Source organism: Microbacterium sp. RD1 (genome assembly GCF_052220165.1).
Classification (GTDB): Bacteria; Actinomycetota; Actinomycetes; order Actinomycetales; family Microbacteriaceae; genus Microbacterium.
On sequence record NZ_JBQPOL010000002.1, the window covers coordinates 154406 to 180413 of the forward strand.

Genomic DNA, 26008 nt, shown 5'->3' on the forward strand with positions numbered 1-26008 from the left:
GCTGTCGCACGTGAGGGTGATCGAGCGCGGGGGGATGGTGCTCCGACGCATCCGCCGGGCGCTCCGGCCGTCCGTCACGATCACCGATCCCCCCGACGGAGTCGTCGCGGAGTGGAACGTGCCCGTGCCCATGCGCGACGGCACGATCTTGCGCGCGAACGTGTTCCGCCCCGCTTCGGCCGGCGCGTACCCCGTGATCGTGTCGGCTCACCCGTACGGCAAGGATCGCCTGCCGCACCGCCGCCGCGGGGGCGGGTGGACGGTGCCGCGGCAGTATCGGTTGCTCCCCCAGGACGAGCCGTTCGCACACTCGGCATGGACGTCGTGGGAGGCGCCGGACCCGGCGTTCTGGGTGCCGCGGGGGTACGTCGTGGTGAATGCCGACCTGCGGGGCTGGGGCACCTCGGGCGGCACCGGCGAGCTCTTCACGGCGCAGGAGGGCGAAGACGGCCACGACCTGGTCGAGTGGGCCGCCGGCCAGTCCTGGTCGTCGGGCCGGGTCGGGATGGCGGGCGTGTCGTATCTCGCGATCGTGCAGTGGCGGGTGGCGGCCACCCGGCCTCCGCACCTCTTCGCGATCAGCCCGTGGGAGGGCTTCACCGATCTGTATCGCGACTTCGCCTTTCCCGGCGGCATCCGCGAGGACGGCTTCAGCGTGCTGTGGAACGCGATGCTCACGCTGGCCCGGCGGCGAAGCGCCGGCCTGCGGCGCCTCATGCGGCGCCATCCGCTGATCGACGGCGCCTGGAACGGCCGCGATGCGCGTCTGGAAGACATCGAGGTGCCCGCCCTCGTCTGCGCCAGCTTCTCCGACCAGAATCTGCACACGCGGGGCAGCTTTCAGGGCTTCCTGCGGATCGGGTCGAGCGAGAAACGGCTGTACACCCACCGTGGGCCCAAATGGGCGACCTACTACTCCCCCGCCGCCCTCGAGGAACAGGCGGGGTTCTTCGACGAGCACCTGCGCGGCGCGCCCGCGCGACACGACACCGGGGCGGTGCGTCTCGAAGTGCGCAGCGACGGCCGCACCGTCGCGGCGGTGACGCGGGAGTCGAGCTGGCCCCCCGCCGATCTCTCCCCGCACACGGTGACCGCGGATGCCGGCGACGCGGTGCTCACCGAGCGCGCTCCGTCCCGTGCAGCGCTGCGCCGGACGCGGGGCGGCACCATCCGGTTCACCTACCGCTTCGAGACGGACACGGACGTGATCGGCCCGATGCGACTGCGCGTGCACGTGTCGACGGCGCGCGACGACCTGACGCTGTTCGCCCGCGTGGAGAAACGCTCGGGTGACCGGACTGTCGGATTCGAGGGGTCCTACGGATTCACGTCCGACGCTGTGGCGCACGGGTGGCTGCGCGCCTCGCACCGAGCTCTCACGGGCGAGCCGCCGCAGCATCCGCACGACCGGCGGGTGCCGATGTCACCGGGCCGAACCGTGCTGCTCGACCTCGAGCTCCTGCCGTCCGCGACGCGCTTCGCAGCCGGCGACGAGCTCGTCCTGTGCGTGACCGACAGCTGGCCGTACCCGGCCGATCCGCTGACCGGCGCGTTCCCGGCGCGGTACACGCGCACGCGCCGCCAGCTCTGGGCCGTGCACACCGGGCCGGTCACCCCGACGGATCTGACTTTCTCGGAACGGCCGGTGGTCAGCTGACGATCGCCTCGGCGATCGGCACCTCGCCCGAACCGAACCGCACGAACCGGCCGACCGTGCGGTCGTCGGCGAGACTCGCGGCTATCACCGCCGCCACATCCGCGCGCGGGACACGGCCGTCGCCGTCCGGATCGCGCTGGATTCGGCCGGTCGGCGGATCGAGGGTGAGCGTCCCGGGTCCGAGGATCGTCCAATCCAGCGCGCTGGCGCGGAGGTGATCGTCGGCGGCGAGCTTGGCATCGGCGTACGCATAGAACGCGCTGTCGGGGTCGACCCCGTGGTCGGGTGACGAGCCGATCCACGACACCATGACGTAGCGTCTCACCCGCGCACGTTCGGCGGCGTCCATCGAGCGGATGGCGGCGTCGCGGTCGACGGCGTACGTGCGTTCTCGCGATCCGCCGCCGGCGCCGGCCGTCCACACGACGGCATCGACGTTCGCGAGGGCGTCGGCGAGGTCATCGCCGCGCTCGAGGTCGAGGACGAGCGGGGTGGCGCCGGTCGCGGCCACCTCCTCGGCGTGCGCCGGGTTGCGGATGACGGCGGTGACGGCGTCGCCGCGGCCGGCGAGGAGGGGGGAGAGAAGAAGCGCCACCTTGCCGTGGCCGCCGAGGAGAAGAACGCGCATGACATCACGCTACGGCGCCGGGGCCCCGCAGCGGCAGGGCTTGACGCTCACGCGGCCGCGGCGACCGGGCCTCGGCGCTCACGGCCGCGGCGACCGGGCCTGGGCGCTCACGCGGCCGCGGGGCCTGCTCACGCGGCCGCGGCGACCGACTCGGCGGCGATCGCTTTCACGACCGCCCGGCCGGCCCGGTTGGCGCCGATCGTCGATGCCGACGGGCCGTACCCGATGAAGAACACCCGCGGGTCATCGAGCGAGCGCGAGTCGGCGACGCGGAACCCTCCCGCCGGCGTGCGGAGCTTCAGCGGGGCCAGGTGATCGAGCGCCGGGCGGAACCCGGTGGCCCAGAGGATCGCCTCCGCTTCGAGGAGGGATCCGTCGGGCATTCGCGCGCCGTGCTCCTCGAGACGCGTGAACATCGGCAGCCGGTCCAGCACGCCCCGCTCCTGCGCGCGGCGGGCCCACGGCGTCCAGTGCATCCCGGTGACGGAGATCACGCTTCCGGGAGGAAGGCCCTGCCGCACCCGCTCCTCCACGCCCGCGATGGCGGCGACGCGGGCGGGAAGGTCGAACTCGCTCTCGATCCACTCCGGCTCGCGGCGGGTCATCCAGAACGTCTTCGCGACGTGCGAGATCTCCTCGAGCAGCTGCACCGCCGAGATGCCGGCGCCCACGACGATCACGCGCTGGCCCCGGAACTCCTCGGCCGAGACGTAGTCGGCGGTGTGCAGCTGACGCCCCGAGAAGCGCTCCTGCCCCGGGTACCGCGGCCAGAACGGGCGGGTCCACGTGCCGGTGGCGTTCACGACGAAGCGGGTGATCCACGTCCCGCGATCGGTCTCGACCCGAAGCGCACCGCGCGGATCGTCGTCGACGGGTCGCACCGCGCGGACGGCGACGGGGCGCTGCACGCCGAGAGCGAACCGCCGCTCGTACTCGGCGAAGTACGGCGGGAGCACGTCGCGCGCCCGCGAGCTCGGGTCGGCGGCCGGGACGGGGAACCCGGGCAGCTCGTGGATGCCGTTGACCGTCGCCATGAGGAGCGATGCCCACCGGTGCTGCCACGCGCCGCCCGCGGCCTCGTTCGCATCGAGGACGATGAACGTTCGCGCGCCGCCCTCCGACGGCGGGGTGAACCCGCGACGACGGAGATGATAGGCGGCGGAGAGGCCGGCTTGGCCGGCCCCGATGACGACGACGTCCACCGTCTGCGGCTCGTCCGAGGTCATGCCGGGGGAAACGACCGCGACGTGAGCACTATTCCGCCGTGACGTCGCCGTCGACGTACAGCCACCGCCCGCCGCGGCGTGCGAAGCGGCTGCGCTCGGCGAGTACGCCGCGCTTGCCGCCCTCCCGCCACCGCGCGCGGAACGCGACGGTCCCCTCGTCGCCGGACGCGCTGGCCTCGACGATCTCGAGACCCTCCCACTCGATCGCCGGATCGAGGTGCACCGCCTCCGGACGCGTCCGCGGGTGCCACGTGCGCTCGAGGTGGGCGGCATCGCCGCGGACGAACGCGGTGTACCGCGAGCGCATCAGCCGCTGCGGCGACGGAGCGGGCGCCCCGGCCAGCAGGGGTCCGCAGCATCCGGAGTAGGCCTCACCGCTCCCGCACGGACAGAGCGCGGGGCGGGATGCTGCTCCGAAAGTCACGCACTCAGCGTAGAGCCGGGCGGAGCCGACGGTCAGCGCTCGGTGACGTCGACCGTGAACTGCAGCGGCTGGATGCCGCCCTGCTCGTTGACCAACTCGACCTCGGTCGTCCCGGCCGCCAGCGCCTTGACACCGGGGTTGAAGGTGGCGCTCCCCTTCTCACCGCCCTGCACGAACTCCGCGACGGCGGTGTCGGCGACGGTGCCGGTGTAGCTGTCTTCCGCCAGGTCGCCGGTGTTGATGTTCAGCACCTGTCCGACGACGAGGTCGACAGTGGCGCCCTGCAGGTCGTCGGCGTCCATCGTCACCGGAGCGATCACGGGTGTCATCTCCTCCGAGGGAGTGGAGCCCGACTCGGTCGGGGTCGACCCCGACGAAGCGCAGGCCGAGAGGCTGAGGGCGAGGGCGACCGCAGCGGCGGCGCCGAGAAGTGCACGGGTGTTCACGGCGTCAGTATGGCAGCGGCACGGGCCGCGCCCCGGTAACCGATATGGCTCCGTTACGGCGGGACCGTCAGACCACGGCTCCGCGGGCGTTGTAGACCGTCGCATCCGAGTCGCCGTATGCGCGGAAGACCGCCACCGCCTCCTCGCGACGGACGCCGATCGTGACGCGGATGCCGCGGGCCTCGAACTGCGCGGCCCAGTCTTCGACGACCGGCCCCTCGTCGAACCCGCTCAGCGCCTCGAGCTCGGGCCCGTCGCCGGCCACGACGAGCGAGCGGACCCCGCTCCACATCGTGGCGCCGTAACACATCACGCACGGGCGCCAGTTGACCACCAGCTGCAGATCGGCCCCGGATGCCCCCAGATCCCAGCGGGCGAGGGCACTCTGGGCGAGCCCGATCGCCGTGACCTCCGCGTGCATCGAGCTCAGCCCCGAGCTCAGCACGACGTTGACGCCGGCAGAGACGAGCCGCCCGGTGGCGGCATCGACCACGATCGCGGCGAACGGCCCGCCGTTGCCGGCGCGCCAGTTGCGATCGGCCAGGTCGTTCACGAGGTCCATGCGGTCTTCGAGCGTGGGAAGCACCACCGGAAGGTTCGGAAGATCGGCTTCGAGCCAGTCGGGAAGCGAGGCCGAGAAACCGGATGCGAGCGTCATGGCGTCATCTTGACGGAGGAATGTTTCCTCGCTGTTCCGGTGACGTGGCGGTAGCCGCCCGTCGCTGTGGATAACGGGTGCGTCAACGGGGAAGCGGCTCTAGCCTGGTGCGATGTTCGCCCGCGCGGTCCGTTCCCTCGCCACCGCGGCGTGCGCCGCCGTGCTGCTGGCCGGATGCACGGGCACCCCGGCTCCGACACCGTCGCCCTCCGCCTCGCTGACCGACGAGGAGGCGTTCGCCGCCGCCGAGGAGACGTACCGCGCCTACGTCGACGCCCTGAACCAGGTCGACCTGAGCGACCCCGCCACCTTCGAACCGGTCTACGCCCTCACAACCGGCGAGGCGAACGCGAATGAGCGCGAATCCCTCACACAGATGCACGCCGATGGTTGGAGCGTCGGCGGTGAAACCGTACTGGAACGCGTCATCGGAGACTCTGTCGAATCCAACAGCGGTGGGCTGTCGATCACGGCTCTGGTTTGCACCGACGTCAGCAGCGTGCGCGTCGTCGATGCAGCCGGACAGTCTGTCGTATCTCCCGACCGACCGCCCAAGTTCACGCTTCGTGTGGTGTTCGCAGAGATCGGCACCGGTTTCGCAATCAGCTCGAGCAACGCCGTTGAGGAGCCGGGATGCGACTAGCCGCCTGGGTGTTGGTAGTGGGTGTTGCGCTTTCCCCATCTCCGACCTCCTCGTGCGAAGGATCTTCCACTTGGACGCACTGTGATATCGGCAACTCCGGGTCGCAGATCGACGTGCTCGGGGAACACACCACACCCGGATCAGGCGCCGAGGACTCCGGGGGCGGCTCGGGGCGGGAGTCCGGCGGAGGCGGAGTGCCCGCCGGGCCCGCCCCACGCGACGACGGGTGCACGCGGATGACGGCCGGCACACCCGAGGAGTTCGACGACATCCTGGTGTGTCCGGCGACTCCGCCGATCGCACCGGGCATCCCGGCCGTGACCGCGCGCGACCTGGCGAGCTTCGCGCCCGCCCGCCCCGCCCTCTCCGGCGAGCCCGAGGGCGTCGGTGTCGTCGGCATGCCGGCCAACTTCGTCGCGGGAGCTGCGGCTCAGACGCTCACCGGCACGCTGTTCGGCCGCGCGGTCGCTGTGCGCTTCACACCCGCCTCGTACGTGTTCGATTACGGCGACGGCACGCAACTGCGGTCCTCCTCCGGTGGCACCTCCTGGAGCGATCTCGGCCAGGCGCAGTTCACGGCCACCTCCACCAGCCACGCGTACGCCCAGCGCGGCACCTACATCGTCTCGGTGACCACCGACTACACCGCCGAGGTCGACTTCGGGCTGGGCGCGTGGCATCCGGTGACGGGCGTCGTCTCCTCGACCACCGGCGGCTATCCGGTGCAGATCTACGAGGTTCGCACGGCCTTGGTCGACAAGACCTGCGCCGAGAACCCCGCCGGACCGGGCTGCTGACCTTCCGGAAACAGGACATTCGCCGGGTAACAGGACGACCCACCCCGATCGGTCCTGTTTCGGGCGATGCTCCTGTCCTGGGGCGACGGCGACGCGGCGTGGGAGGATGAGCCCATGCCCGACCGGCTCATGCTCCTCGACACCGCGTCCCTCTACTTTCGTGCGTTCTACGGCGTCCCCGACACGGTCAAGGCGCCGGACGGCCGACCTGTCAACGCCGCGCGCGGGCTCCTCGACATCATCGCCAAGCTCGTCACGACCTACTCGCCGACCCATCTGATCGCCTGCTGGGACGACGACTGGCGCCCGCAGTGGCGGGTCGATCTGATCCCGACGTACAAGACGCACCGCGTCGCCGAGGTCGTCGCCGACGCACCCGACGTCGAGGTCGTGCCCGATCCGCTCGAGGTGCAGGTGCCCCTCATCCGCGAAAGCCTCGGCGTCCTGGGCATCCCCGTCGTCGGCGCCGCGGAGCACGAGGCCGACGACGTCATCGGCACCCTCGCGACCCGCGCGGCTCTCCCTGTCGACATCGTCACCGGAGACCGCGACCTCTTCCAGCTCGTCGACGACGGCCGCGACGTGCGCGTCATCTATACCGCCCGCGGCATGAGCAACCTCGAGGTGGTGACGGATGCCACGATCGTGGCGAAGTACGGCGTCCATGCGTCGCAGTACGCCGACTTTGCCGTGCTCCGCGGCGACGCGTCCGACGGCCTCCCCGGTGTCGCCGGCATCGGCGAGAAGTCGGCCGCCACCCTGCTGACCGCGCACGGCGACCTCGCCGGGATCGTCGCCGCGGCCGAGGCCGGCGGCGGGATGCCTGCCGGCCAGCAGGCGAAGATCCTGGCCGGCGCGCCGTATCTCGCCGTCGCGCCGGCGGTGGTCGAGGTCGTCCGGAACCTCGATCTGCCCGAGCCCGGCCCCCTCCCCGGCGTCGACGACGCACGCCGCGCCGCGGCGACCGCGCTGGCGGAGCAGTACAACCTCGGGTCGTCGATGGGCCGCGCCCTCGCCGCCCTCGCCGCGTCGTAACTCCTCAAGATCAGGCCGCGCAGGCCGGATTCGGGCCGTTCGCCGCGCGGCGGCGTCGATCTTGAGGAGTTGCGGCGGTGGCTTGCCGCTACTCCCCGCGGAGTACGCCGAGGCGTCCCCGGCGCCGACGAGAGGCATAACCGCGCGGCGTAGCATCGAGCCCATGCCGAGCGACGAGCTGCCCCGATTCCGGCCGTCGCCTCTCCTGCGCCTTCTGATCCCCGTGGTGTTCGCCTTCCTCGTGCAGGTGCCGACGACCCTCGCCGTCTCGCTCTTCGCGCGCGTCGGACCCCTCGCCGTCACCGCCTCGGTCGCGCTGGCCGCCGGCGCCGCGCTCGCCCTCCTGGCCGCACGTCGCTGGCCGGGTCCCACCGTGGCTGTCGTGTCGGCGATGTCCCTCGCCGCGCTCCTGGTGCCGCCGGACGCGGGCCCGCCCCTTCTCGCGCTGCCCTTCGCGATCATCAGCGCCGTGGCCCGGGGCGCACGCATGTGGGCCCTCCTGTCGGTCGGTGTCGCATGGGCGGCCGCGGTCATCGCCGCCGGATTCCTCGACTCGGCATGGCACCCCATCCGCATCGCCGTCACCACCCTCGGCCTCGTGCTGTGCTTCGCGATCGGCGAGGGGATTCGCACCCGGATGGCTGCGGCAGCCGAGCGACGGGCGCAGCTGGCCGAGCGACGACGCACCGTCGAGCAGCAGGAGCGGGCGCGCATCGCCCGTGAGCTCCACGACGTGCTGGCGCACTCCCTCAGCCAGATCGCCGTCCAGTCCGGCGTGGGTCTGCATCTGTTCGACCGCGAACCGGAGAAGGCGCGCGAGGCGCTCGCCAGCATCCGCACCCTCAGCGCCACCGGCCTCGACGAGGTGCGGGGGGTCCTCGGCTTCCTCCGCGGCGACGAGCGCACCCCGACGGCGCCCCTCACCCCGCAGCCGCAGCTCGCCGACCTGCCCGCCCTCGCGGCGGCGCGCAGCGGCCTGGGCCTGACCGTCTCGTTCGAGGATCATCTGGGCGGCGACGCTCCCCCGAGCGCCGTGCAGACAGCGGCCTACCGCATCGTGCAGGAGGCGCTCACGAACGTCGTCCGCCACTCCGCGGCGACGTCCGCCGTCGTGCGGATCGACCGGAGCGACGACCACCTCGTCGTCCGCGTCGCCGACGACGGCACCGGGATCCCTGCCGACGGTGTGGCGGGCGGTGGCATCCGCGGCATGCACGAGCGGGCCGAGCTCGCCGGCGGCACGATCGAGCTCGCGGATGCCGCCGGCGGGGGCACCATCGTCGTCGCCCGTCTCCCCTGGAACGGAGCATCACCATGATCCGCGTCGCGCTCGCCGATGACCACCAACTGGTGCGGGCGGGATTCCGTGCGCTCCTGGAGTCCGAGCCCGACATCGACGTCGTCGCCGAGGCCTCCAGCGGCCAGGAGCTGCTGCGGCGCGTGCGCGAAACCGAGGTGGACGTCGCCCTCCTGGACATCCGCATGCCGGACGGCGACGGGCTGTGGGCGACGGAGCAGATCGCCGCGGATCCGGCGCTGTCGAACACCCGCGTCGTCATCGTGACCACCTTCGAGCTCGACGAGTACGTCGCGCGCGCGATCCGCGCGGGAGCCAGCGGCTTCCTCGTCAAGGACACCGAGCCCACCGACCTCATCCGCGCGGTGCGGGTGGTCGCGGACGGCGACGCGCTGCTGTCCCCCGGAATCACGCGGCGCCTCCTGGAACGCGCCGCGGGCGGACTGCGCACGACGCCCGACCCGGGCCTCCTGCACGAGCTCACCGAGCGGGAACGGGAGGTGCTCCACCTCGTGGCGCAGGGCCTGACGAACGAGGAGATCGCGACCCGCCTGTTCCTCTCGCCGCTCACCGCGAAGACCCACGTGTCGCGGATCCTGCAGAAGCTGCACGCGCGCGACCGCGTTCAGCTGGTCGTGCTGGCATACGAATCCGGTCTGGTCGCCCCCGGCTGGTCCTGACCGGTACTCCCGGCGGCGCATGTCAGGTGCGTCCTCCGGGCGGATGCGTGCGGGGCCCGCGCCGCGTGGAATCGAGGCATCCGACCGCGGACCCGCCGGGGTCGGAGGAAGGACGATCATGTCGACGATCCTCGCCACCGCGGCGACCCACTATCCCGGATGGGGCGGACCCGGCTGGGGCGGTGGGCCGGGACCGGCGCTCTGGTTCCTGCTGATCCCGCTGCTGTGGATCGTCGTGTTCGCGATCCTCTTCGCGGTGTTCGGCCGCCGGTGGCGCCGCGCCGCCGCGGAGAACGGCTACGGCCCGCACGGACGACTGAGCCCGCAGCGCTCGGCCCAGGCCACCCTCGCCCAGCGCTTCGCGAAGGGCGACATCGACGAGACCGAGTACCGGGCGCGCCTGGAGGTCCTCCGCACGATGACGTGACCGGGGCTCAGCGACGGGAGAACCGCATCGCGAGGAACGCCGCCCCCAGCAGCACCGCGTAGACGGCGGCGATCCCCACGAGGAGCCCCAGCGGCGCCGACCACGCGCCCGTCGCCTCGTGCAGGCCCCCGAGGAGGGGGCCTGCCACGGCCCCGATGGCGTACCCGCCGCCCTGCACGAGCGCCGACATCCCGGCAGCCTCGGCGTCCGAGCGTGCGACCTGCACCAGCAGGCTGAACACGACGACGAACCCGCCGGCGTGGGCGATGGCACCGAGAGAGAGCCACACCACCAGCAGCGACGGGGCCGTGAGCGTACCGATCATGAGCGCGAGCCAGCATCCGCTGATGGCGACGACGGTCACCCATGCCGGCGCGATACGCGTGAGGAGGGGCACGAGGAAGGCCCCGGCGATCGCCACGCCCTGGAAGACGGATGCGAGAGCGCCGGCCGCCGTCCGGTCCAGGCCCAGCACGTCGCCGGTGAGGACGGGGAGCCACGTCGTGAGGCCGTAGAACATGAAGGTCTGCGCGCCGAAGGTCGCCAGAAGCAGCCACGGCACCGGCCGCCGCAGAAACGAGGCGGCGCGCGCCGACACCACGGGCATGGGCCCGGTGAGGGTCCGCGGGTCGAGGTCCTCGGGGCTGGCCTTCCCCGGGGACTGCTCGCCGGGTGCGCCCCTTCCCGGCGACAGCTCGCCGGAGAAGCGTTCGTCGGCGTCGATGCCCGCGCGGCGTTCGCGGGCGAGATGCAGCCCCCACAGCACGATCCCCGCCACCGACAGCACCGACCACAGCAGCAGGGCCGTTGGCCAGCCGACGACCGCCGCCAGGGGCGCCGTGAGCAACGACGTCAGGAGGGATCCGGCGTTGAGAGTCGCCACGTAGGCGCCGGTCACGATGCTGACGCGATCGGGCGGCACATCGCGGCGGATGACGACGGGCACGACGACGTTGCCGATCGTGATGGCGGCGCCGATGACGATCGTCCCGGTCAGCATCCACCCGAATCCGGGCAGTGCCCGCACAACTGTTCCGACGAGCACTCCGCTCAGCGACACGAGCAGCGCGAGCTCGGGACCGGAGCGACGGATGACGAGGGCCGCCAGAGGAGTGAGCACGGCGAACATGAGCACCGGCGCCGTCGTGAGAAGCGCGACGGTGGCCGAGCCGATGGCGAGATCCTCGCCGATATCGCGGAGCACCGGGGTGGGGGCGATGATCGGCCCGCGAAGGCTCAGCGCGGCGACGAGGACGCCCGCCAGAAGCAGCCAGGGGACGGCGCGCCCCGCGGCGGAGGCGGGCGTAGGCGTCACCGATTCAGTCTAGGAGCGGGTCAGCGCTTCCTTCCCAGCCACGAGCGCAACCGCTCCAGCGGCCACGTGGTCACGACGCGGTCGGCGGGAACCCCCGCCGCTTCGGCGCGCGCCGCACCGTAGTCCAGCAGCGACAGCTGACCGGGCGCATGGGCGTCGGAGTCGATCGAGAACAGGCACCCGGCCTCGAGCGCGATCACGAGTAGGTCGTCGGGCGGATCCTGTCGCTCGGGACGGGAGTTGATCTCCACGGCGACGCCGTGCGCCGCGCACGCCTCGAACACCGCGCGGGGGTCGAACTCCGACGGCGGGCGGGTACCGCGCGAGCCCTCGACGAGACGCCCGGTGACGTGGCCGAGAACATCGGTGCGCGGATGCGAGACGGCGGCGACGAGGCGTCGGGTCATCGGCGCCCGCTCCATCCGCAGCAGCGAGTGGGCGGATACGACGACGACGTCGAGCTCGCCCAGCAGCGCGTCCTCCTGATCGAGAGCGCCGTCTTCGAGGATGTCGACCTCGATGCCGCTGAGGAGCGTGAACCCGTCGCCGGCGAACCCCGGCACGAGGGCGAGCTGCTCGCGCAGACGCTCGGGCGAGAGCCCGTTCGCCACCCGCAGCCGCGGCGAGTGGTCGGTGAGGGCGAGGTATTCATGGCCGAGCCTGCGGGCGGCGTCCACCATGGCCGCGATCGGCGTCAGGCCGTCCGACCATTCGCTGTGGCTGTGCAGATCGCCGCGCAGGGCCGCCCGCAGCGCCGAGGGACCCACCACGCCGGCCTTCTCGCGCAGCGTCGCCAGATACGCCGGCACCTCGCCGGCCAGCGCCTCCTGGATGACGCGGAACGTGGAATCGCCGATGCCCTTGCGCCGGCGCAGTCCCGGATCGCGCAGCTGCGCGTCGTCGAGCCCGGCGATGGCGTCGGCGGCGGAGCGGAAGGCCTTCGACTTGTACCGGCTGGAACGCTCGCGCTCGAGGAGATACGCGATCTCGGTGAGGGCGTCGAGCGGGTCCATGTCAGCCCGCCAGCTCCTGCGTGGTCCTCGCCCACTCGTCGAGCTTCGCCGCGGCCCGCCCGCCGTCGACCGCCGCCGCCGCCTCGTCGCGGGCCTCCGCCAGCCGCTCCACGATGGGGCGCTGTGCTTGGCCGGGGTCGCGGAACAGGCGATAGGCGACGATGCCCGCCGCGGCGTTGAGCAGCACGATGTCGCGGACCGGCCCGGCCTCTCCTCCGAAGACGCGCCGCACGATCCCGGCGTTGTGGGCCGGGTCTCCGCCGAGGAGATCGTCGATGTCGGCCAGCGAGATCCCGAGGTCGCGCGGATCGAGGTCGTGCTCGTGGACGTCGCCGAGGCTGATCTCCCACAGCCGGCTGTGGCCCGTCGTGGTCAGCTCGTCCAGCCCGTCGTCGCCGCGGAACACCAGGGCGGTCGCCCCCCGCGTCCGGAAGACGCCGGTGATGAGGGGGACGCGGTCGAGCGACGCGACGCCGACGGCGTTCGCCTCCGCACGGGCGGGGTTGCACAGCGGTCCGAGGAAATTGAAGACGGTGGGCACGCCGAGTTCGGCCCGCGTGGGTCCCGCGTGGCGGAAGCCCGGGTGGAAGGCCGTCGCGAAGGCGAAGGTGATGCCGGTGCGCGACAGGGTCTCGGCGACCGCCTCCGGGCCGAGGGTCAGATCGATGCCCAGCGCGGCGAGCACGTCCGACGAGCCGGAGGCGGAGCTGGCTGCCTTGTTGCCGTGCTTGACGACCGGGATCCCGGAGGCCGCGGCCACGACCGCGGCCATGCTGGAGATGTTCACGGTGCCGTAGCGATCGCCGCCCGTGCCGACGATGTCGAGCACCTCGGCGGGGACCGGAAGCGGCAGCGCCGCCTCGAGGATCGCGTCACGGAAGCCGACGATCTCGTCCACGGTCTCGCCCTTGGCGCGCAGGGCGATGAGGAAACCGCCCAGCTGCGAGGGGGTCGCCTCCCCGTTCATCACGCGCCTCATGGCCCACGTCGACTCCGAGACGCTGAGGTCCTGCCCCTCCAGCAAGGTCGTGAGAATCTCGGGCCACGCATACCGCTCCGCCATGGTGCGATCCTATCGAGCGGGCGCGAAGCGCCTCCGGCCGAACCCACTGGGCGACCTCGCGGCGGACTTCCCGGCGATTCTGAGACCCCACTTAGTTCGATGCCAGGGATATCGGGCAGGGCGTTGCCGAAAGGATGCCCCGGCATCGGCCATAATGGTTGGTGTGACGACGCCAGCGACTTACCCCCAGGCCCTCCGGTCCGTGAAACGGCCCGATCCGGTGGCCGTCGGCACCATCGTCTGGCTCGGCAGCGAAGTCATGTTCTTCGCGGGCCTGTTCGCGATCTACTTCACCCTGCGCAGCACATCACCCGAGCTGTGGGCCGAAGAGTCCTCGCTTCTGAACATCCCGTATGCCACGGTCAACACGATCATCCTCGTGCTGTCCTCGGTGACCTGCCAGATGGGTGTCTTCGCCGCCGAACGATTCCAGCCGTACCGCACCGGCGCGAGCCCGCTGAAGTGGGGAATGGTCGAGTGGTTCTTCCTCACCTTCGCCCTCGGCGCGATCTTCGTCTCGGGTCAGGTCTGGGAGTACGCGCAGCTGGTGGCCGAGGGCATGCCCATCACGGCCAACCCCTACGCATCCGCGTTCTACCTGACCACCGGCTTCCACGCCCTGCACGTGACCGGCGGCCTCATCGCGTTCCTTCTCGTCATCGGCCGCGCCTACGCGGTGAAGAACTTCGGACGCAAGGAGATGACCACCTCCATCGTGGTGTCGTACTACTGGCACTTCGTCGACGTGGTGTGGATCGCCCTGTTCCTCGTCATCTACTTCCTGAAATAGAGCGGAGCTGCACCTCGACATGGCACGTGAGAAGAAGCGTCGCTCCAACGGCCGCCGCAGTCCCCTGGCGGCCGCGGCCCTGATCGGCATCGGGCTGCTCCTGACCGGCGGCATCTACGCCGGCGCCACCGCCGCCATCGCGGCGACGGAGGACGAATCGTCCACCACCTCGACCCTGACGGCCGAAGACGGCAAGAAGCTGTTCCAGGCCAACTGCGCCACCTGTCACGGCCTCGACCTGCAGGGAACGGAGAGCGGCCCGTCGCTGTACGGCGTCGGCGAGCTGTCGGTGCACTTCCAGGTGTCCACCGGCCGCATGCCGCTGCAGGCTCAGGCGCCGCAGGCGCCGCAGAAGCCGGTGCAGTTCACCGACGAGCAGATCGAGGCCCTCGCCGCGTTCGTGCAGTCGACCGCTCCCGGACCGACCTTCCCCTCGGAAGAGGTCCTCGACGGCGAGGGCGACGTCGCCCACGGCGGCGAGCTGTTCCGCATCAACTGCGCGATGTGCCACAACGTCGCCGGCGCGGGCGGTGCGCTGACGGAGGGCAAGTACGCCCCCAACCTGCACACCACGAGCCCGCTCAACATGTACGCGGCGATGGTCACGGGTCCGCAGAACATGCCCGTGTTCAACGACCTCAACCTCACGCCCGAGGACAAGCGCGACGTCATCTCCTACCTGATGTTCCTGCAGGAGAGCGAATCGCCCGGCGGGTACGCGCTCGGCTCCCTGGGCCCCGTCTCGGAGGGTCTGTTCATCTGGATCTTCGGGATCGGCTCGCTCATCGCGCTGACCGTGTGGATCACGGCGAAATCCAACTGATCGACCGCCGACAACGGCATTCCGGAACGTACGAGGAGCACCATGGCACACGAGGACGACGCGCTCGAGCACGAGAGGGCTTCCTGGAAGCCGTCCTCCGGGCTCGCGGTCGCGGTGACCGACCCCGTGAAGAGCCCGGAGCTGCCGCCGCACCGTGAGCGCGTGACCGACAAGGACCCCCAGGCCATGCGCCGTGCGGTCCGCACCGTGTACACGCTGTTCTACCTCTCGGTCGCCGCCAGCGTCTGGGCGATCGCGGCATACATGATCTTCCCGATCGAGTCCGGCGCGCTGATCGACATCCGCTACAACAACCTCTTCATCGGCCTGGGCATCGCGCTCGCGCTGCTGGCGATCGGCGTGGGCGCGATCCACTGGTCCAAGGCCGTGATGAGCGACAAGGAGTTCATCGAGCCGCGTCACGCCACGCGCGGTCGCGATGAGACGCGAGCGGGCGCCGTGCAGGCGTTCGCCGCCGCCAACGAGGAGTCCGGCTTCGGCCGGCGGACGATGATCCGCAACTCGCTCTTCGCCGCGCTGGCCGCCTCGATCCTGCCGGGCATCACCCTCTTCCGCGGGCTGGCCCCGGAGAGCACGCCGGAGCACCCGCACGCCGGCGACCCGGTCTACCGCCTCGAGCACACCATGTGGAAGGAGGGCATGCGTCTCGCGCACGACCCTTCCGGCCGTCCCATCCGCGCGAGCGAGGTGACTCTCGGTTCGGCGTTCCACGTCATCCCCGAGGAGCTGGCGGGTATCACGCACCACGACGGCTACCTCGAGGAGAAGGCCAAGGCCATCGTGCTCCTCATGCGCCTGCTCCCCGAAGACCTCAACGAGCCCGAGGACAAGAAGGACTGGTCCTACGACGGCATCGTCGCCTACTCCAAGGTCTGCACGCACGTCGGATGCCCGGTCGCGCTGTACGAGCAGTTGACCCACCATCTCCTGTGCCCCTGCCACCAGTCGCAGTTCGACGTCGCCAACGGTGCGGCCGTCATCTTCGGCCCCGCCGCCCGTCCCCTGCCGCAGCTTCCGATCACCGTGGACGACGAGGGCTACCTCGTCGCACGCAGTGACTTCCACGAGCCCGTCGGCCCGAGCTTCTGGGAGCGCCATTGAGCACCGCGACTCATCCCACTGAGAACGTCACCTCCGAGCCGGCGTCGCACACCGACCCCGTCCCGGCCGGTCGCGACGGCAAGCCGCTGGGCGGACGTTTCGTCGGCGCTGCGGCGAACTACATCGACGAGCGCACCAGCATCTCCGGTTTCGTCAAGGAGCTCGGCCGCAAGATCTTCCCCGACCACTGGTCGTTCATGCTCGGCGAGATCGCGCTGTGGAGCTTCGTGGCAGTGCTGCTGTCGGGCACCTTCCTCACGTTCTTCTTCCAGGCGTCGATGGTCGAGACGCATTACGACGGCGCCTACGAGCCGATGCGCGGCGTCGCGATGTCGTCCGCCCTCGAATCGACGCTGCACATCTCCTTCGACCTCCGCGGTGGCCTCCTGGTCCGCCAGATCCACCACTGGGCGGCGCTGGTGTTCATCGCGGGGATCGGCGTGCACATGTTGCGCGTCTTCTTCACCGGGGCGTTCCGCAAGCCGCGCGAGCTCAACTGGGTGATCGGCTTCGTCCTGTTCATCCTCGCCATGGGCGAGGGCTTCACGGGCTACTCCCTCCCCGACGACCTGCTCTCCGGCAACGGCCTGCGCATCATCGACGGCATGATCAAGGGCATCCCCCTCATCGGCACGTGGACGTCGTTCCTGCTCTTCGGCGGCGAGTTCCCCGGCACCGCCATCGTCGGTCGCCTCTACACGCTGCACATCCTGCTGCTGCCGGCGATCCTCGTCGGGCTCCTCGTCGTGCACCTGATGCTGATGATCGTCAACAAGCACACGCAGTTCGCGGGGCCCGCCCGCACGAACAGCAACGTCGTGGGCTATCCGATGATGCCGGTGTACATGTCGAAGATGGGCGGGTTCTTCTTCATCACCTTCGGTGTGATCGTGCTGGTCGCCTCGCTGTTCACGATCAACCCGATCTGGAACTACGGCCCCTACGACCCCTCGCCGGTGTCGGCCGGTACCCAGCCCGACTGGTACATCGGCTTCGCCGACGGGATGCTGCGCCTCATCCCGCCGCACCTGGAGAGCGTGTTCTGGGACCGCACCTGGTCGTGGAACATCCTCATCCCCGTCGGCGTGCTGGTGCTGTTCATCCTGCTGGTCGCGATCTACCCCTTCATCGAGGCGTGGGTCACCGGCGACAAGCGCGAACACCACATCGCCCAGCGGCCGCGCAATGCCGCCACCCGCACGGCCATCGGCGCGGCCGGCGTGACGTTCTACGCCGTCATGTGGGCCGCGGCCTCGTCCGACATCATCGCCACGCACTTCTGGCTCACGATGGAGGGCGTCATCCACACGCTCCAGGCGCTTCTGATCGTCGGCCCGATCATCGCCTACTTCGTCACCAAGCGCATCTGCATCGCGCTGCAGAAGAAGGATCGTGAGATCGTCCTGCACGGATACGAGTCGGGCCGCATCGTCCGACTCCCCGGCGGCGAGTACATCGAGGTGCACCAGCCTGTCGACGAGTACGACCGCTGGAAGCTGGTCGACATCGACACCTACGAGCCTCTCGTCGTACGCCCGAACGCGCAGGGCCGCATCCCGTGGCACGAGCACCTGCGCGCGTCGCTGTCGCGCTGGTTCTTCGAAGACCGCCTGTCCCCGATCACGCAGTCCGAGCTCGACGCGGCCTCCGCTCACGCCCACCACGATCTCGAGCACGTCGAGCACGAGGCCGTGGCGGAGCTGGCGGCCTCCGACGAGCGCGCCGAGGCGGAGGGACGCCCCGTCGCCGCCGGGCACGACGAGCGCGCCGTGCCGGAGCCCCCGGCACCGAAGGGCCTCGAGGAGCGCAACCGCCCGACCGGCGGCGAGACCGCGTAGATCCGTCCATGTCACGCGAAAGAGCCCCGACCGCACGGTCGGGGCTCTTTCGCGAGATGGCAGGATTCGCGCGCCGGTAGGCCCGCGACCGGCTCGGCCGTATCCGGTGCCGGCCATAGCCTCGATGCATGAGCGAACTCGTGGACTTCTACCGCGCGCGGCTGGCCGCGGAGACCGACCCCTCCGACGTGTACGCCGCGCAGAAGGCGGGCGAGAGCCTGGTGCTCGTCGACGTCCGATCGGCGGAGGCCTGGGACCAAGGCCACATCGTCGGGGCCGTCCACCTGCCCTACCGGGAGATCGCCGAGCGCGCGCCGCAGGAGATCCCCGCCGACACGCCGGTGGTCGTCTACTGCTGGAGTCCCGGATGCAACGCCGGCGTGAAGGGGGCGCTGGAGTTCGCCCGGCTCGGCTACGCCGTGAAGGAGATGATCGGCGGCTACGAGTACTGGGTGCGGGAGGGACAGCCCGTCGAGAGCCTCGAGGGACCGCTCCCCCGCACCTTCGACCCGCTGACGATGGTCGTGCGGACCGATTCCGTACCGGCGTAACCCGCCGCGCCCTCGCTGTCCACCCCGTCGCCACCTCCCCCTCGGCGCCGGACCGTGGGGGGATGTCCCGCACGAACCGATCGACCCAATCGCCGGCCACCGTACCCGCGGGGAGTGCACCGTCGCGAGGACGGGTCCGCATCGCGTGGTCCGGCGTGCTGTTCGGCGTCGGCCTGATCGCCTTCCTCGATGAGGCGGTCTTCCATCAGCTGCTTTCCTGGCACCACTTCTACGACCGCGGTACGACCGCGATCGGGCTCGTGTCCGACGGGGTCTTCCACGCGTTCTCCTGGTTCGCCACCATCGCCGGCCTGTTCCTCCTCGCCGATCTGCGCCGTCGCGGGGCACTCCGGTGGGCACGCTGGTGGGGCGGTGCTCTGACGGGCGCGGGTGCCTTCCAGCTGTACGACGGGCTCATCAACCACAAGGTGCTGCGCGTCCACCAGATCCGCGCGTCGCACTGGCGGCCGCGTCGGTCGCCGGCCCCCTCGCATCCGCCGCCCACGACAGCTTCGCCGGGCACATGCACACCCACCTTCTCGCCGGCATGATCGCGCCCGTGCTCCTCGTGCTGGCGGCCCCCGCGACACTCGCCCTGCGAAGTCTGCCTGTCAGATCCGCCCGACGCTTGACCGCGGCGCTGCACTGGGCCCCCGTGCGGGCGCTGTCGTCACCGCTCTTCGCGGGGGCGCTCAGCGCCGGCGGCCTGTGGCTCCTGTACCTCACGCCGCTGTTCGCCCTCCTGCGGGAAGGCGCGTTCGCCCACGTGCTCGGAATGATCCACGTGCTCGCTGTGGGGTATCTCCTCACGTTCGCCCTCATCGGACGCGATCCCGCGCCGCGGCCGCGGCGCCGCCTGGTCGCCGCCGCGGTGCTCGTGGCGACGCTGGCCTCGCATGCCATCCTCGCGAAGTACCTGTACGCGAACCCTCCCGCCGGGGTGTCTCCCGCCGACGCGCGGGCGGGGGCGCAGTTCATGTACTACGCGGGAGCATGGGTGGAGGCCCTCGTGGTGTGCATCTTCTGCGCCGACGGGTACCGCTCGGCCGGCAGGCGCCTTTCCCGCCGCGTTCAGGCGGTGTCGACGTCCTCCGCGAAGTAGGACGCCGCCGACCCGGAGAACACCGGACCCGAGGGGGCGCCGGCATCGGCCATGACGTCGGTGACGACCGCGGTCACATTGTCAAGGGTGCCCGCCTCCACCGCCAGGGCGACGAGCGCGGCCGCCGCGTCGCGCGGCTCGTCCGTCTGCGCCAGCAGACGAGCGATGTCGGCCTCGGGCAGATAGTCGGTGACCCCGTCGCTGCACAGCAGCCAGCGGTCGCCCACGAGAGCGTCGCGCTCCGTCACCGAGACGATGTCGTCCTCGCCGCCTCCCAGCGACGCCGTGATGAGGTTTCGTCGCGGATGCGACGCCGCCGCCTCGGGCGCGAGGAGCCCGGAGTCCACGAGAGCCTGCACATACGAGTCGTCACGGGTCTCGCGGCTGAACCAGCCGTCGCGGAGCAGATACCCCCGCGAGTCCCCCGAGTGCGCCAGCAGCAGCGTCTGGCCGCGACCGCCGACGAACAGCCCGGTGAACGTCGTGGCCATGCCCTGCAGCGCCGGGTCGCGCCGGACGTGCGCGCCGAGGTCCCAGTTCGCCTCTCGGATGCGGACGAGCAGCTCCTCTGCATCGGGCGCCGTCTCGCCGCCGGCGACGAGCCGGTGCACGAGCGCCGCCGACGCGAGGTCGCCAGAGGGGCCACCCCCCACGCCGTCGGCCACGGCCGCGCCCCAGGACGCCGTGAAGGCGGCGTCCTGGTTCGTGCTGCGGTGCGGGCCGATGTCGGAGACCGCCGCCGCTCTCAGCCGGATCGGCACGCGAGGAGTCAGCGGGCGAAGTATCCGCGGTAGTACTCGTACACCCAGCCGACGATGGCGACGAGGAACACACCCAGGCCGATCGGCACCATCCAGGTGCCCACGGCCAGCCCGATGACTCCGAGGGCGGCAGAGAACGCGAGCACGATGGGCCACCACGACCACGGGCTGAACTCACCCATCTCGGGGTCGCCGTCGTCGATGTCGGCGGTCGCGATGTCTTCGGGCAGGTCGCCCCGCTGGGCCTTGTGCACACGCTGCACGTAGAACGCGATGAGCGCCGACATGAACGCCAAGAACAGCAGCGCGATGGAGCCGACCCACTCGATCCGCGTGACGATGTCACCGGTGTAGAAGATGATCGCCCACACGGTGTAGATCACCGCGACGACGAAGCTGAAGGCCGAGAGCAGCCACCACAGTCCGACGCTCGTGCGCATTACTTGACCTCTCCCTCAGCCGCGTCCACCACGGGCGCCTCGGGGGCGTCCTTCGCCGGCCCGACGCCCACCGGGATACCGGCCTCAGGATGATTGAGGTCGAAGGCCGGACGCTCGCTGCGGATGCGCGGGATCGAGGTGAAGTTGTGCCGCGGGGGCGGGCACGACGTCGCCCACTCCAGCGACGCGCCGTATCCCCACGGATCGTTCACGGTGATCTTCGGCGCCTTCCGCGCCGTGATCCACACGTTGAACAGGAACGGGATCATCGAGGCGCCGAGGATCATTGCACCGATCGTGGAGACCTGATTGCCCCACGTGAAGCCGTCCTCCGGCGAGTAGTCGGCGTACCGGCGCACCATGCCGTCGACGCCCAGCCAATGCTGGATGAGGAACGTCATGTGGAAGCCGATGAACAGCATCCAGAAGTGGATGTAGCCCAGGCGCTCGTTCAGCATCCGACCCGTCCACTTCGGCCACCAGAAGTAGAACCCCGCGAACATCGCGAACACGACCGTGCCGAAGACGACGTAGTGGAAGTGCGCCACGACGAAATAGCTGTCGGAGAGGTGGAAGTCCAGCGGCGGGGAGGCGAGGATCACGCCGGTGAGACCGCCGAAGACGAACGAGATGAGGAAGCCCAGCGCGAACACCATCGGGGTCTCGAAGGTGACCGACCCCCGCCACATCGTGCCGATCCAGTTGAAGATCTTCACGCCCGTGGGAACGGCGATCAGCATCGTCATGAGCGCGAAGAACGGCAGCAGGACGGCGCCGGTGACATACATGTGGTGGGCCCACACGGCCACCGAGAGGGCGGCGATGGCGATGGTCGCGTAGACCAGCGTCTTGTATCCGAAGATCGGCTTGCGGCTGAAGACCGGGAAGATCTCGGAGACGATGCCGAAGAACGGCAGGGCGATGATGTAGACCTCTGGATGACCGAAGAACCAGAACAGGTGCTGCCACAGCAGCACGCCGCCGGCAGCGGGGTCGTAGATGTGCGAACCCAGCACGCGGTCGGCGGCGGCGGCGAGGATCGCCGCGGCGAGCACCGGGAAGGCGAGCAGGATCAGGATGCTCGTGATCAGCGTGTTCCACGAGAAGATCGGCATGCGCCACATGGTCATGCCGGGCGCGCGCATCGTGATGATCGTCGTGATGAAGTTCACCGCGCCGAGGATCGTGCCGAAACCGCTCATGCCGAGCCCGAGCATCCAGAGGTTGCCGCCCACGCCGGGTGAGAACGTCGCGTTCGCAAGGGGTTGGTAGGCGAACCACCCGAACCCGGCGGCACCGGCGGGGGTCAGGAATCCGGCGACAGCGATCGTGGAGCCGAAGAGGAAGAGCCAGAACGCGAAGGCGTTCAGTCGCGGGAACGCGACATCCGGCGCGCCGATCTGCAGCGGCAGGATCGCGTTGGCGAAGCCCGCGAACAGCGGCGTCGCGAACATCAGCAGCATGATCGTGCCGTGCATCGTGAAGAGCTGGTTGTACTGCTCTTTCGTGGGCACGATCTGCATGCCCGGCTCGAACAGCTCTGCGCGGATGATGAGGGCCATGACGCCGCCGAGCATGAAGAACATGACGGAGGCGATCAGGTACATGTACCCGATGGTCTTGTGGTCGGTGGAGGTGATCCACTTGACGACGATGTTGCCCTTTTGCTCCACTCGGGACGAGCTCAGCAGAGCCGCCTGACGCGGGGGAAGCGTGGTCGGACGGCCGGGAGCCGTCTCCTGCGGGGGAACCGTGGTGGTCATCAGCCCTTGCCCTCCTCCGCACGGCCGAACCCAGTGTTCTTCTGGAGTCGGTCGTACGCTTCGTCGATGTCGCCGGTGTTTCCCTCTTCGCGCAGCGACTCGAGGTAGTTCTCGTACTCGTCCTCGCTGACGACCTTCACGTTGAACAGCATCGCGGAGTGGTACTCACCGCACAGCTCGGCGCACTTGCCGGCGTAGGTCCCCTCGCGGGTGGGCGTGAACGACCAGTAGTTGTCGCGCCCGAGGTACATGTCCTTCTTGTAGAGGAAGTCGATGATCCAGAAGGAGTGGATCACGTCGCGCGACTGCAGCTCGATCTGCACGGTCTTGTTGACCGGCAGGTAGAGGGTCGGAAGCGCTTCCTGGTCGACGGTGCCGTCACCGGCGGGCTCGGCCTGAACGCCCATGGTCCACACGGCGTCGGAGTTGTCCTCGTCCTCGCCGTTGTACTGGAAGTCCCACGCCCACTGCTTGCCGTAGGCGGTGATCGAGACGTCGGGATCCTCGTACTGCGTCTCGAGGATCTGCTGGTCGCGCGCCGTGAAGGCGAAGAATCCGACCACGAGGATCAGCGGCACGATCGTGTAGAAGATCTCGATCGGCATGTTGTAGCGCAACTGCACCGGGAGCCCGGTCTGTCCCTTGCGCCGGCGGTAGGCGATGACCGCCCACAGCATCAGGCCCCACGTGACAAGTCCCACCGCGAGCAGGACGATCCAGGAGTTGACCCAGAGGCCGGCGACCATGTCGACGCGGTCGGTCGCGGGGACGCCGTCCTCCTGGAAGCCGGGCAGGAAGCCGTGCAGCTGCGACGGGGTGCACCCGGCGAGCACTGCTGCCGTTGCGATCCCGACCGGGAGGATGGCCCAGCGGAGGCGGCGTTTCGAGGGCACGGTGCACCTTTCCGGGACAGAGATATTGCTCCCCCCAGTCTAGGGCAAGCTCTCATGCTTCTCAGGCCAAGCACTCAGCCGCGAGACAGCGAAAACCCGCGGGACGAGGCGAAATCCGCCCCGCGGCCCGCGGGTCTTGGCGTGTCGAGAAGGCTCAGTGGAACGAATCCCCGCACGCGCAGCTGCCTGCCGCGTTGGGGTTGTCGATCGTGAAGCCCTGCTCGGAGATCGTGTCCTTGAAGTCGATGGTGGCCCCGTCGAGGTAGGGCACGCTCATGTCATCGACGATGACCTCGACACCGTCGAAGTCGACGGCCTTGTCGCCGTCGAGGTAGCGCTCGTCGAAGTAGAGCTGGTAGATCAGTCCGGAGCATCCGCCGGGCTGGACGGCCACGCGCAGACGCAGGTCGTCGCGGCCTTCCTGGTTGAGCAGGTTCTTGACCTTCTCGGCGGCGGCGTCGGTGAGTGCGACGCCGTGTTCACGGACGGTCTGATCGGTCGTCAGCGCGGTGTCGGTCATGACATCCCCTCTCGGTCTGAAGTGTCGCACGCAGCGACGAGCCGATTCTACGCCGGTGCGGCCCCGGTCGGCTCCGTTGCGAGCGTCCGCGCGTCCAAAGCCTCCAACAGCAGCGCCTCGGATGCGATCGCGGCCCGGAAGGTGTCGAGGTGCAACGACTCGTTCGGGCTGTGCGCGCGGGAGTGCGGATCCTCGACGCCGGTGACGAGGATCTGCGCCTGGGGGAAGTCGCGCACCAGATCGGCGATGAACGGGATCGACCCGCCGACGCCTACGTCGACGGGATCGACGCCGTACCCCTCGGCGAAGGCGCGACGAACCTCGCCCACCGCCCAGCCCGCGGTGTCCACGAGGAAGCCGTCGCCGTTGTCGATGTCGGAGAACGTGAGCTCCGCCCCGAACGGCGCGTGCGCACGCAGGTGTCGTTCGATGGCGTCGTAGGCCTCGCGGGCGTCCTGACCCGGCGCGACGCGCGCGCTCACGACGACAGTGACCTCGGGCGCGAGGGTGTTGGAGGCGGCGTCGACGCTGGCGAAGTCGATGCCGGTGACCGTGATCGACGGCTGGTTCCAGATGCGGCTGAGGATCGTCCCCCGCCCGATCGGGCTGACCCCGTCGAGGAGCCCCGCTTCACTGCGGAGCGTCTCCTCGGTGTAATCCGGCGTCGCCGCGTCCCGCGCGGTGAGCCCGTCGACGGCGACCGCGCCGTCCTCGTCCCACAGGGTCGCGAGGAGCTTGATGGTGGCGAGCATCGCGTCGGGGACCGCTCCCCCGAACATCCCCGAATGGGATGCGTGCTCGAGTGTCCGTACGCCCAGCGTGAACCGGGCGTTCCCGCGGAGGGTCACCGTGAGCGCGGGCGTCCGCTCGTCCCAGTTCCCCGAGTCGGCCACCACGATGACATCCGCCCGCAGCGCGTCGGCGTGGTCGGCGAGGAACGAGGCGAAGGAGCGGGAGCCGTACTCCTCCTCACCCTCGATGAACACCGTCACCCCGAGATCGACGTCTCGCCCGAGGGCGTCGGTCAGCGCGCGCAGCGACGCGACGTGCGTCATCACCCCGGCTTTGTCGTCGGCGGCGCCGCGGCCGTAGAGCCGCCCGCCGCGGACCGTCGGCTCGAAGGGCGGCGACTCCCACAGCGACTCATCCCCGACCGGCTGCACATCATGGTGGGCGTACAGCACCACGGTGGGCCGCCCGTTGCGGGCCCGACGCGTCGCGAGGACCGCGGGCTGACCCTGCTCATCGGTGCCGGGGATCGCCGAGGACGTGACCTCGACGCTCTCGAAGAAGTCGAGCCCTCGGAGGAGGTCCGCCACCGCCTCGGCGCTTCGCCCCACCTGGGTCTGATCGAACGCCGGCCAGGCGATCGAGGGAATGCGCACCAGGGCGCCCAGGTCGGCGAGGGCGGCGGGCAGAACGGATGCCGCGGCAGCGCGCACAGCATCCCGGCGGGACGGGTCGGAGGTCATGCGGGTAATCTTAAAAGGCCCGCATCCGCTTGCTCTCGAGGTTCCCGTGGCCAAGACACCCGCTCCCGCACCCAACGACGCTCCCGTCGAGCCCTCCCGGCCCGGCAGCACCAAGGGACGCGCCACTCCGTCGCGTGCCGAGCAGGAGGCCGCCCGAAAGCGCCCCCTCGTCGCCGACACGAAAGAGGCGAAGGCCCGCGCTCGCGCGGAGCTCGCCGCCGCCCGGGAGAAGGCGCGCGCGGGGATGGCCGCCGGCGACGAGCGCTACCTCCCCGTCAAGGACAAGGGTCCGCAGCGCCGGTTCGCGCGGGACTTCGTCGACGCCGGCTGGCACCTCGGCGAGGGCGTCATGCCCTTCATGGTGATCGTCATCGTGGCCACCCTCATCCCGGTGCCCGAGTTCCAGTTCTGGGCCTTCATCGCGCTGTGGGTCTACATCCTCTTCGTCGTCGGCGACATGATCATCACGTCGATCCGGATCAAGCGCCTGGCGCGAGAGAAGTTCGGCGACGGGCGCATGGAGAAGGGCCTCGGCTGGTATGCCGCGATGCGCACCGTGCAGATGCGATTCATGCGCCTGCCCAAGGCTCAGGTCAAGCGCGGTCAGTACCCCGCCTGATCCGC

29 protein-coding genes are annotated in these 26008 nt (G+C 70.3%); 15 read left to right on the forward strand and 14 right to left on the reverse strand.

Going from position 1 to position 26008, the window contains the following annotated elements:
* Positions 1–10: 10 nt before the first annotated feature.
* The gene (locus ACTU3I_RS09620; RefSeq protein WP_442925467.1) at positions 11–1657 is read left to right on the forward strand and encodes a CocE/NonD family hydrolase; all 1647 of its coding nucleotides are present in this window, start codon (positions 11–13) and stop codon (positions 1655–1657) included.
* On the opposite strand, the gene ACTU3I_RS09625 is transcribed toward ACTU3I_RS09620, so the two are convergent.
* The 5 genes from ACTU3I_RS09625 to ACTU3I_RS09645 all read right to left on the reverse strand — a co-directional run bounded on the left by ACTU3I_RS09625 (position 1650) and on the right by ACTU3I_RS09645 (position 5039).
* Positions 1650–2285 (reverse strand): SDR family oxidoreductase, encoded by a 636-nt coding sequence (locus tag ACTU3I_RS09625; protein ID WP_442925468.1) that lies wholly within the window; start codon positions 2283–2285, stop codon positions 1650–1652. The genes ACTU3I_RS09620 and ACTU3I_RS09625 overlap by 8 nt on opposite strands.
* A 128-nt stretch (positions 2286–2413) precedes the next feature.
* Positions 2414–3511: an NAD(P)-binding domain-containing protein gene (locus ACTU3I_RS09630; protein WP_442925469.1), complete on the reverse strand. Its 1098-nt coding sequence runs from the start codon at positions 3509–3511 to the stop codon at positions 2414–2416.
* 28 nt (positions 3512–3539) lie between these two features.
* Positions 3540–3935 (reverse strand): YchJ family protein, encoded by a 396-nt coding sequence (locus ACTU3I_RS09635; RefSeq protein ID WP_442925470.1) that lies wholly within the window; start codon positions 3933–3935, stop codon positions 3540–3542.
* A 32-nt stretch (positions 3936–3967) separates the two neighbouring features.
* Positions 3968–4381 carry a hypothetical protein gene (locus ACTU3I_RS09640; RefSeq protein WP_442925471.1) on the reverse strand — a complete coding sequence of 138 codons (414 nt, stop codon included), beginning with the start codon at positions 4379–4381 and terminating at the stop codon, positions 3968–3970.
* A 67-nt stretch (positions 4382–4448) separates the two neighbouring features.
* Positions 4449–5039, reverse strand: coding sequence for a nucleoside deaminase (locus tag ACTU3I_RS09645; RefSeq protein ID WP_442925472.1), 591 nt, complete (start codon positions 5037–5039; stop codon positions 4449–4451).
* Positions 5040–5151: 112 nt separating this feature from the next.
* Between ACTU3I_RS09645 and ACTU3I_RS09650 the strand changes: the two genes are divergently transcribed.
* From ACTU3I_RS09650 to ACTU3I_RS09675, 6 genes are all read left to right on the forward strand, one after another.
* Positions 5152–5682 carry a hypothetical protein gene (locus tag ACTU3I_RS09650; RefSeq protein WP_442925473.1) on the forward strand — a complete coding sequence of 177 codons (531 nt, stop codon included), beginning with the start codon at positions 5152–5154 and terminating at the stop codon, positions 5680–5682.
* A gap of 236 nt (positions 5683–5918) precedes the next feature.
* The gene (locus ACTU3I_RS09655) at positions 5919–6479 is read left to right on the forward strand and encodes a hypothetical protein (RefSeq protein ID WP_442925474.1); all 561 of its coding nucleotides are present in this window, start codon (positions 5919–5921) and stop codon (positions 6477–6479) included.
* A 114-nt stretch (positions 6480–6593) separates the two neighbouring features.
* Entirely contained in the window at positions 6594–7514 is a 921-nt protein-coding gene (locus tag ACTU3I_RS09660; protein ID WP_442925475.1) for a 5'-3' exonuclease, read from the forward strand.
* A gap of 163 nt (positions 7515–7677) precedes the next feature.
* Positions 7678–8832, forward strand: coding sequence for a sensor histidine kinase (locus ACTU3I_RS09665; RefSeq protein WP_442925476.1), 1155 nt, complete (start codon positions 7678–7680; stop codon positions 8830–8832).
* Complete coding sequence (locus ACTU3I_RS09670) at positions 8829–9491, forward strand: response regulator (protein WP_442925477.1); 663 nt, start codon at positions 8829–8831, stop codon at positions 9489–9491. The genes ACTU3I_RS09665 and ACTU3I_RS09670 overlap by 4 nt, the downstream gene beginning before the upstream one ends.
* Before the next feature lie 118 nt (positions 9492–9609).
* The gene (locus ACTU3I_RS09675; protein ID WP_442925478.1) at positions 9610–9918 is read left to right on the forward strand and encodes an SHOCT domain-containing protein; all 309 of its coding nucleotides are present in this window, start codon (positions 9610–9612) and stop codon (positions 9916–9918) included.
* A gap of 7 nt (positions 9919–9925) precedes the next feature.
* Here the strand turns inward: ACTU3I_RS09675 and ACTU3I_RS09680 are convergent, their stop codons facing one another.
* Genes ACTU3I_RS09680 through trpD form a run of 3 tightly spaced genes read right to left on the reverse strand, consistent with a single transcriptional unit; the run spans position 9926 to position 13309 of the window.
* Positions 9926–11233: an MFS transporter gene (locus tag ACTU3I_RS09680; protein WP_442925479.1), complete on the reverse strand. Its 1308-nt coding sequence runs from the start codon at positions 11231–11233 to the stop codon at positions 9926–9928.
* Positions 11234–11253: 20 nt separating this feature from the next.
* Positions 11254–12246: a PHP domain-containing protein gene (locus tag ACTU3I_RS09685; RefSeq protein WP_442925480.1), complete on the reverse strand. Its 993-nt coding sequence runs from the start codon at positions 12244–12246 to the stop codon at positions 11254–11256.
* A gap of 1 nt (position 12247) precedes the next feature.
* Entirely contained in the window at positions 12248–13309 is a 1062-nt protein-coding gene (gene trpD / locus ACTU3I_RS09690) for an anthranilate phosphoribosyltransferase (protein ID WP_442925481.1), read from the reverse strand.
* A 154-nt stretch (positions 13310–13463) separates the two neighbouring features.
* Between trpD and ctaE the strand changes: the two genes are divergently transcribed.
* The 7 genes from ctaE (at position 13464) to ACTU3I_RS09725 (ending at position 19535) form a co-directional block, all read left to right on the forward strand.
* Positions 13464–14099, forward strand: coding sequence for an aa3-type cytochrome oxidase subunit III (gene ctaE, locus ACTU3I_RS09695; protein WP_442925482.1), 636 nt, complete (start codon positions 13464–13466; stop codon positions 14097–14099).
* A gap of 19 nt (positions 14100–14118) precedes the next feature.
* The gene (qcrC, locus tag ACTU3I_RS09700) at positions 14119–14922 is read left to right on the forward strand and encodes a cytochrome bc1 complex diheme cytochrome c subunit (RefSeq protein WP_442925483.1); all 804 of its coding nucleotides are present in this window, start codon (positions 14119–14121) and stop codon (positions 14920–14922) included.
* Positions 14923–14964: 42 nt separating this feature from the next.
* The gene (gene qcrA / locus ACTU3I_RS09705; protein WP_442925484.1) at positions 14965–16044 is read left to right on the forward strand and encodes a cytochrome bc1 complex Rieske iron-sulfur subunit; all 1080 of its coding nucleotides are present in this window, start codon (positions 14965–14967) and stop codon (positions 16042–16044) included.
* Positions 16041–17882 carry a cytochrome bc1 complex cytochrome b subunit gene (qcrB, locus tag ACTU3I_RS09710; protein ID WP_442925485.1) on the forward strand — a complete coding sequence of 614 codons (1842 nt, stop codon included), beginning with the start codon at positions 16041–16043 and terminating at the stop codon, positions 17880–17882. The genes qcrA and qcrB overlap by 4 nt, the downstream gene beginning before the upstream one ends.
* Before the next feature lie 128 nt (positions 17883–18010).
* Complete coding sequence (locus ACTU3I_RS09715) at positions 18011–18433, forward strand: rhodanese-like domain-containing protein (protein ID WP_442925486.1); 423 nt, start codon at positions 18011–18013, stop codon at positions 18431–18433.
* Positions 18434–18495: 62 nt separating this feature from the next.
* On the forward strand, positions 18496–18984 hold the full coding sequence (locus ACTU3I_RS09720; RefSeq protein ID WP_442925487.1) for a DUF2243 domain-containing protein: 489 nt from the start codon (positions 18496–18498) through the stop codon (positions 18982–18984).
* Entirely contained in the window at positions 18894–19535 is a 642-nt protein-coding gene (locus tag ACTU3I_RS09725) for a cytochrome c oxidase assembly protein (protein ID WP_442926390.1), read from the forward strand. The genes ACTU3I_RS09720 and ACTU3I_RS09725 overlap by 91 nt, the downstream gene beginning before the upstream one ends.
* Here ACTU3I_RS09725 and ACTU3I_RS09730 read toward each other — a convergent pair.
* From ACTU3I_RS09730 to ACTU3I_RS09755, 6 genes are all read right to left on the reverse strand, one after another.
* On the reverse strand, positions 19505–20296 hold the full coding sequence (locus tag ACTU3I_RS09730) for a PP2C family protein-serine/threonine phosphatase (protein ID WP_442925488.1): 792 nt from the start codon (positions 20294–20296) through the stop codon (positions 19505–19507). The genes ACTU3I_RS09725 and ACTU3I_RS09730 overlap by 31 nt on opposite strands.
* Before the next feature lie 8 nt (positions 20297–20304).
* Positions 20305–20736, reverse strand: coding sequence for a cytochrome c oxidase subunit 4 (locus ACTU3I_RS09735; protein WP_442925489.1), 432 nt, complete (start codon positions 20734–20736; stop codon positions 20305–20307).
* A complete protein-coding gene (gene ctaD / locus ACTU3I_RS09740; protein WP_442925490.1) occupies positions 20736–22499 on the reverse strand; it encodes an aa3-type cytochrome oxidase subunit I in 1764 nt (587 codons plus the stop codon). Before ctaD ends, ACTU3I_RS09735 begins: the two co-directional genes overlap by 1 nt.
* Entirely contained in the window at positions 22499–23392 is an 894-nt protein-coding gene (gene ctaC / locus ACTU3I_RS09745; RefSeq protein ID WP_442925491.1) for an aa3-type cytochrome oxidase subunit II, read from the reverse strand. Before ctaC ends, ctaD begins: the two co-directional genes overlap by 1 nt.
* Before the next feature lie 154 nt (positions 23393–23546).
* Positions 23547–23912, reverse strand: coding sequence for an iron-sulfur cluster insertion protein ErpA (gene erpA / locus ACTU3I_RS09750; protein ID WP_442925492.1), 366 nt, complete (start codon positions 23910–23912; stop codon positions 23547–23549).
* 47 nt (positions 23913–23959) lie between these two features.
* On the reverse strand, positions 23960–25384 hold the full coding sequence (locus ACTU3I_RS09755; protein WP_442925493.1) for a dipeptidase: 1425 nt from the start codon (positions 25382–25384) through the stop codon (positions 23960–23962).
* Between the two features lie 46 nt (positions 25385–25430).
* Here ACTU3I_RS09755 and ACTU3I_RS09760 point away from each other — a divergent pair, with 46 nt between their 5' ends.
* Entirely contained in the window at positions 25431–26003 is a 573-nt protein-coding gene (locus ACTU3I_RS09760; protein WP_442925494.1) for a DUF3043 domain-containing protein, read from the forward strand.
* Positions 26004–26008: the final 5 nt, after the last annotated feature.

What these genes read in the sequence shown, in the direction of transcription:
- ACTU3I_RS09625 (WP_442925468.1), bottom strand. Translation starts at nt 2,285, where the DNA reads ATGCGCGTTCTTCTCCTCGGCGGCCACGGCAAGGTGGCGCTTCTTCTC.
- ACTU3I_RS09630 (WP_442925469.1), bottom strand. Translation starts at nt 3,511, where the DNA reads ATGACCTCGGACGAGCCGCAGACGGTGGACGTCGTCGTCATCGGGGCC.
- ACTU3I_RS09645 (WP_442925472.1), bottom strand. Translation starts at nt 5,039, where the DNA reads ATGACGCTCGCATCCGGTTTCTCGGCCTCGCTTCCCGACTGGCTCGAA.
- ACTU3I_RS09650 (WP_442925473.1), top strand. Translation starts at nt 5,152, where the DNA reads ATGTTCGCCCGCGCGGTCCGTTCCCTCGCCACCGCGGCGTGCGCCGCC.
- ACTU3I_RS09655 (WP_442925474.1), top strand. Translation starts at nt 5,919, where the DNA reads ATGACGGCCGGCACACCCGAGGAGTTCGACGACATCCTGGTGTGTCCG.
- ACTU3I_RS09660 (WP_442925475.1), top strand. Translation starts at nt 6,594, where the DNA reads ATGCCCGACCGGCTCATGCTCCTCGACACCGCGTCCCTCTACTTTCGT.
- ACTU3I_RS09665 (WP_442925476.1), top strand. Translation starts at nt 7,678, where the DNA reads ATGCCGAGCGACGAGCTGCCCCGATTCCGGCCGTCGCCTCTCCTGCGC.
- ACTU3I_RS09670 (WP_442925477.1), top strand. Translation starts at nt 8,829, where the DNA reads ATGATCCGCGTCGCGCTCGCCGATGACCACCAACTGGTGCGGGCGGGA.
- ACTU3I_RS09675 (WP_442925478.1), top strand. Translation starts at nt 9,610, where the DNA reads ATGTCGACGATCCTCGCCACCGCGGCGACCCACTATCCCGGATGGGGC.
- ACTU3I_RS09685 (WP_442925480.1), bottom strand. Translation starts at nt 12,246, where the DNA reads ATGGACCCGCTCGACGCCCTCACCGAGATCGCGTATCTCCTCGAGCGC.
- trpD (WP_442925481.1), bottom strand. Translation starts at nt 13,309, where the DNA reads ATGGCGGAGCGGTATGCGTGGCCCGAGATTCTCACGACCTTGCTGGAG.
- ctaE (WP_442925482.1), top strand. Translation starts at nt 13,464, where the DNA reads ATGGTTGGTGTGACGACGCCAGCGACTTACCCCCAGGCCCTCCGGTCC.
- qcrC (WP_442925483.1), top strand. Translation starts at nt 14,119, where the DNA reads ATGGCACGTGAGAAGAAGCGTCGCTCCAACGGCCGCCGCAGTCCCCTG.
- qcrA (WP_442925484.1), top strand. Translation starts at nt 14,965, where the DNA reads ATGGCACACGAGGACGACGCGCTCGAGCACGAGAGGGCTTCCTGGAAG.
- ACTU3I_RS09715 (WP_442925486.1), top strand. Translation starts at nt 18,011, where the DNA reads ATGAGCGAACTCGTGGACTTCTACCGCGCGCGGCTGGCCGCGGAGACC.
- ACTU3I_RS09720 (WP_442925487.1), top strand. Translation starts at nt 18,496, where the DNA reads ATGTCCCGCACGAACCGATCGACCCAATCGCCGGCCACCGTACCCGCG.
- ACTU3I_RS09735 (WP_442925489.1), bottom strand. Translation starts at nt 20,736, where the DNA reads ATGCGCACGAGCGTCGGACTGTGGTGGCTGCTCTCGGCCTTCAGCTTC.
- ctaD (WP_442925490.1), bottom strand. Translation starts at nt 22,499, where the DNA reads ATGACCACCACGGTTCCCCCGCAGGAGACGGCTCCCGGCCGTCCGACC.
- erpA (WP_442925492.1), bottom strand. Translation starts at nt 23,912, where the DNA reads ATGACCGACACCGCGCTGACGACCGATCAGACCGTCCGTGAACACGGC.
- ACTU3I_RS09755 (WP_442925493.1), bottom strand. Translation starts at nt 25,384, where the DNA reads ATGACCTCCGACCCGTCCCGCCGGGATGCTGTGCGCGCTGCCGCGGCA.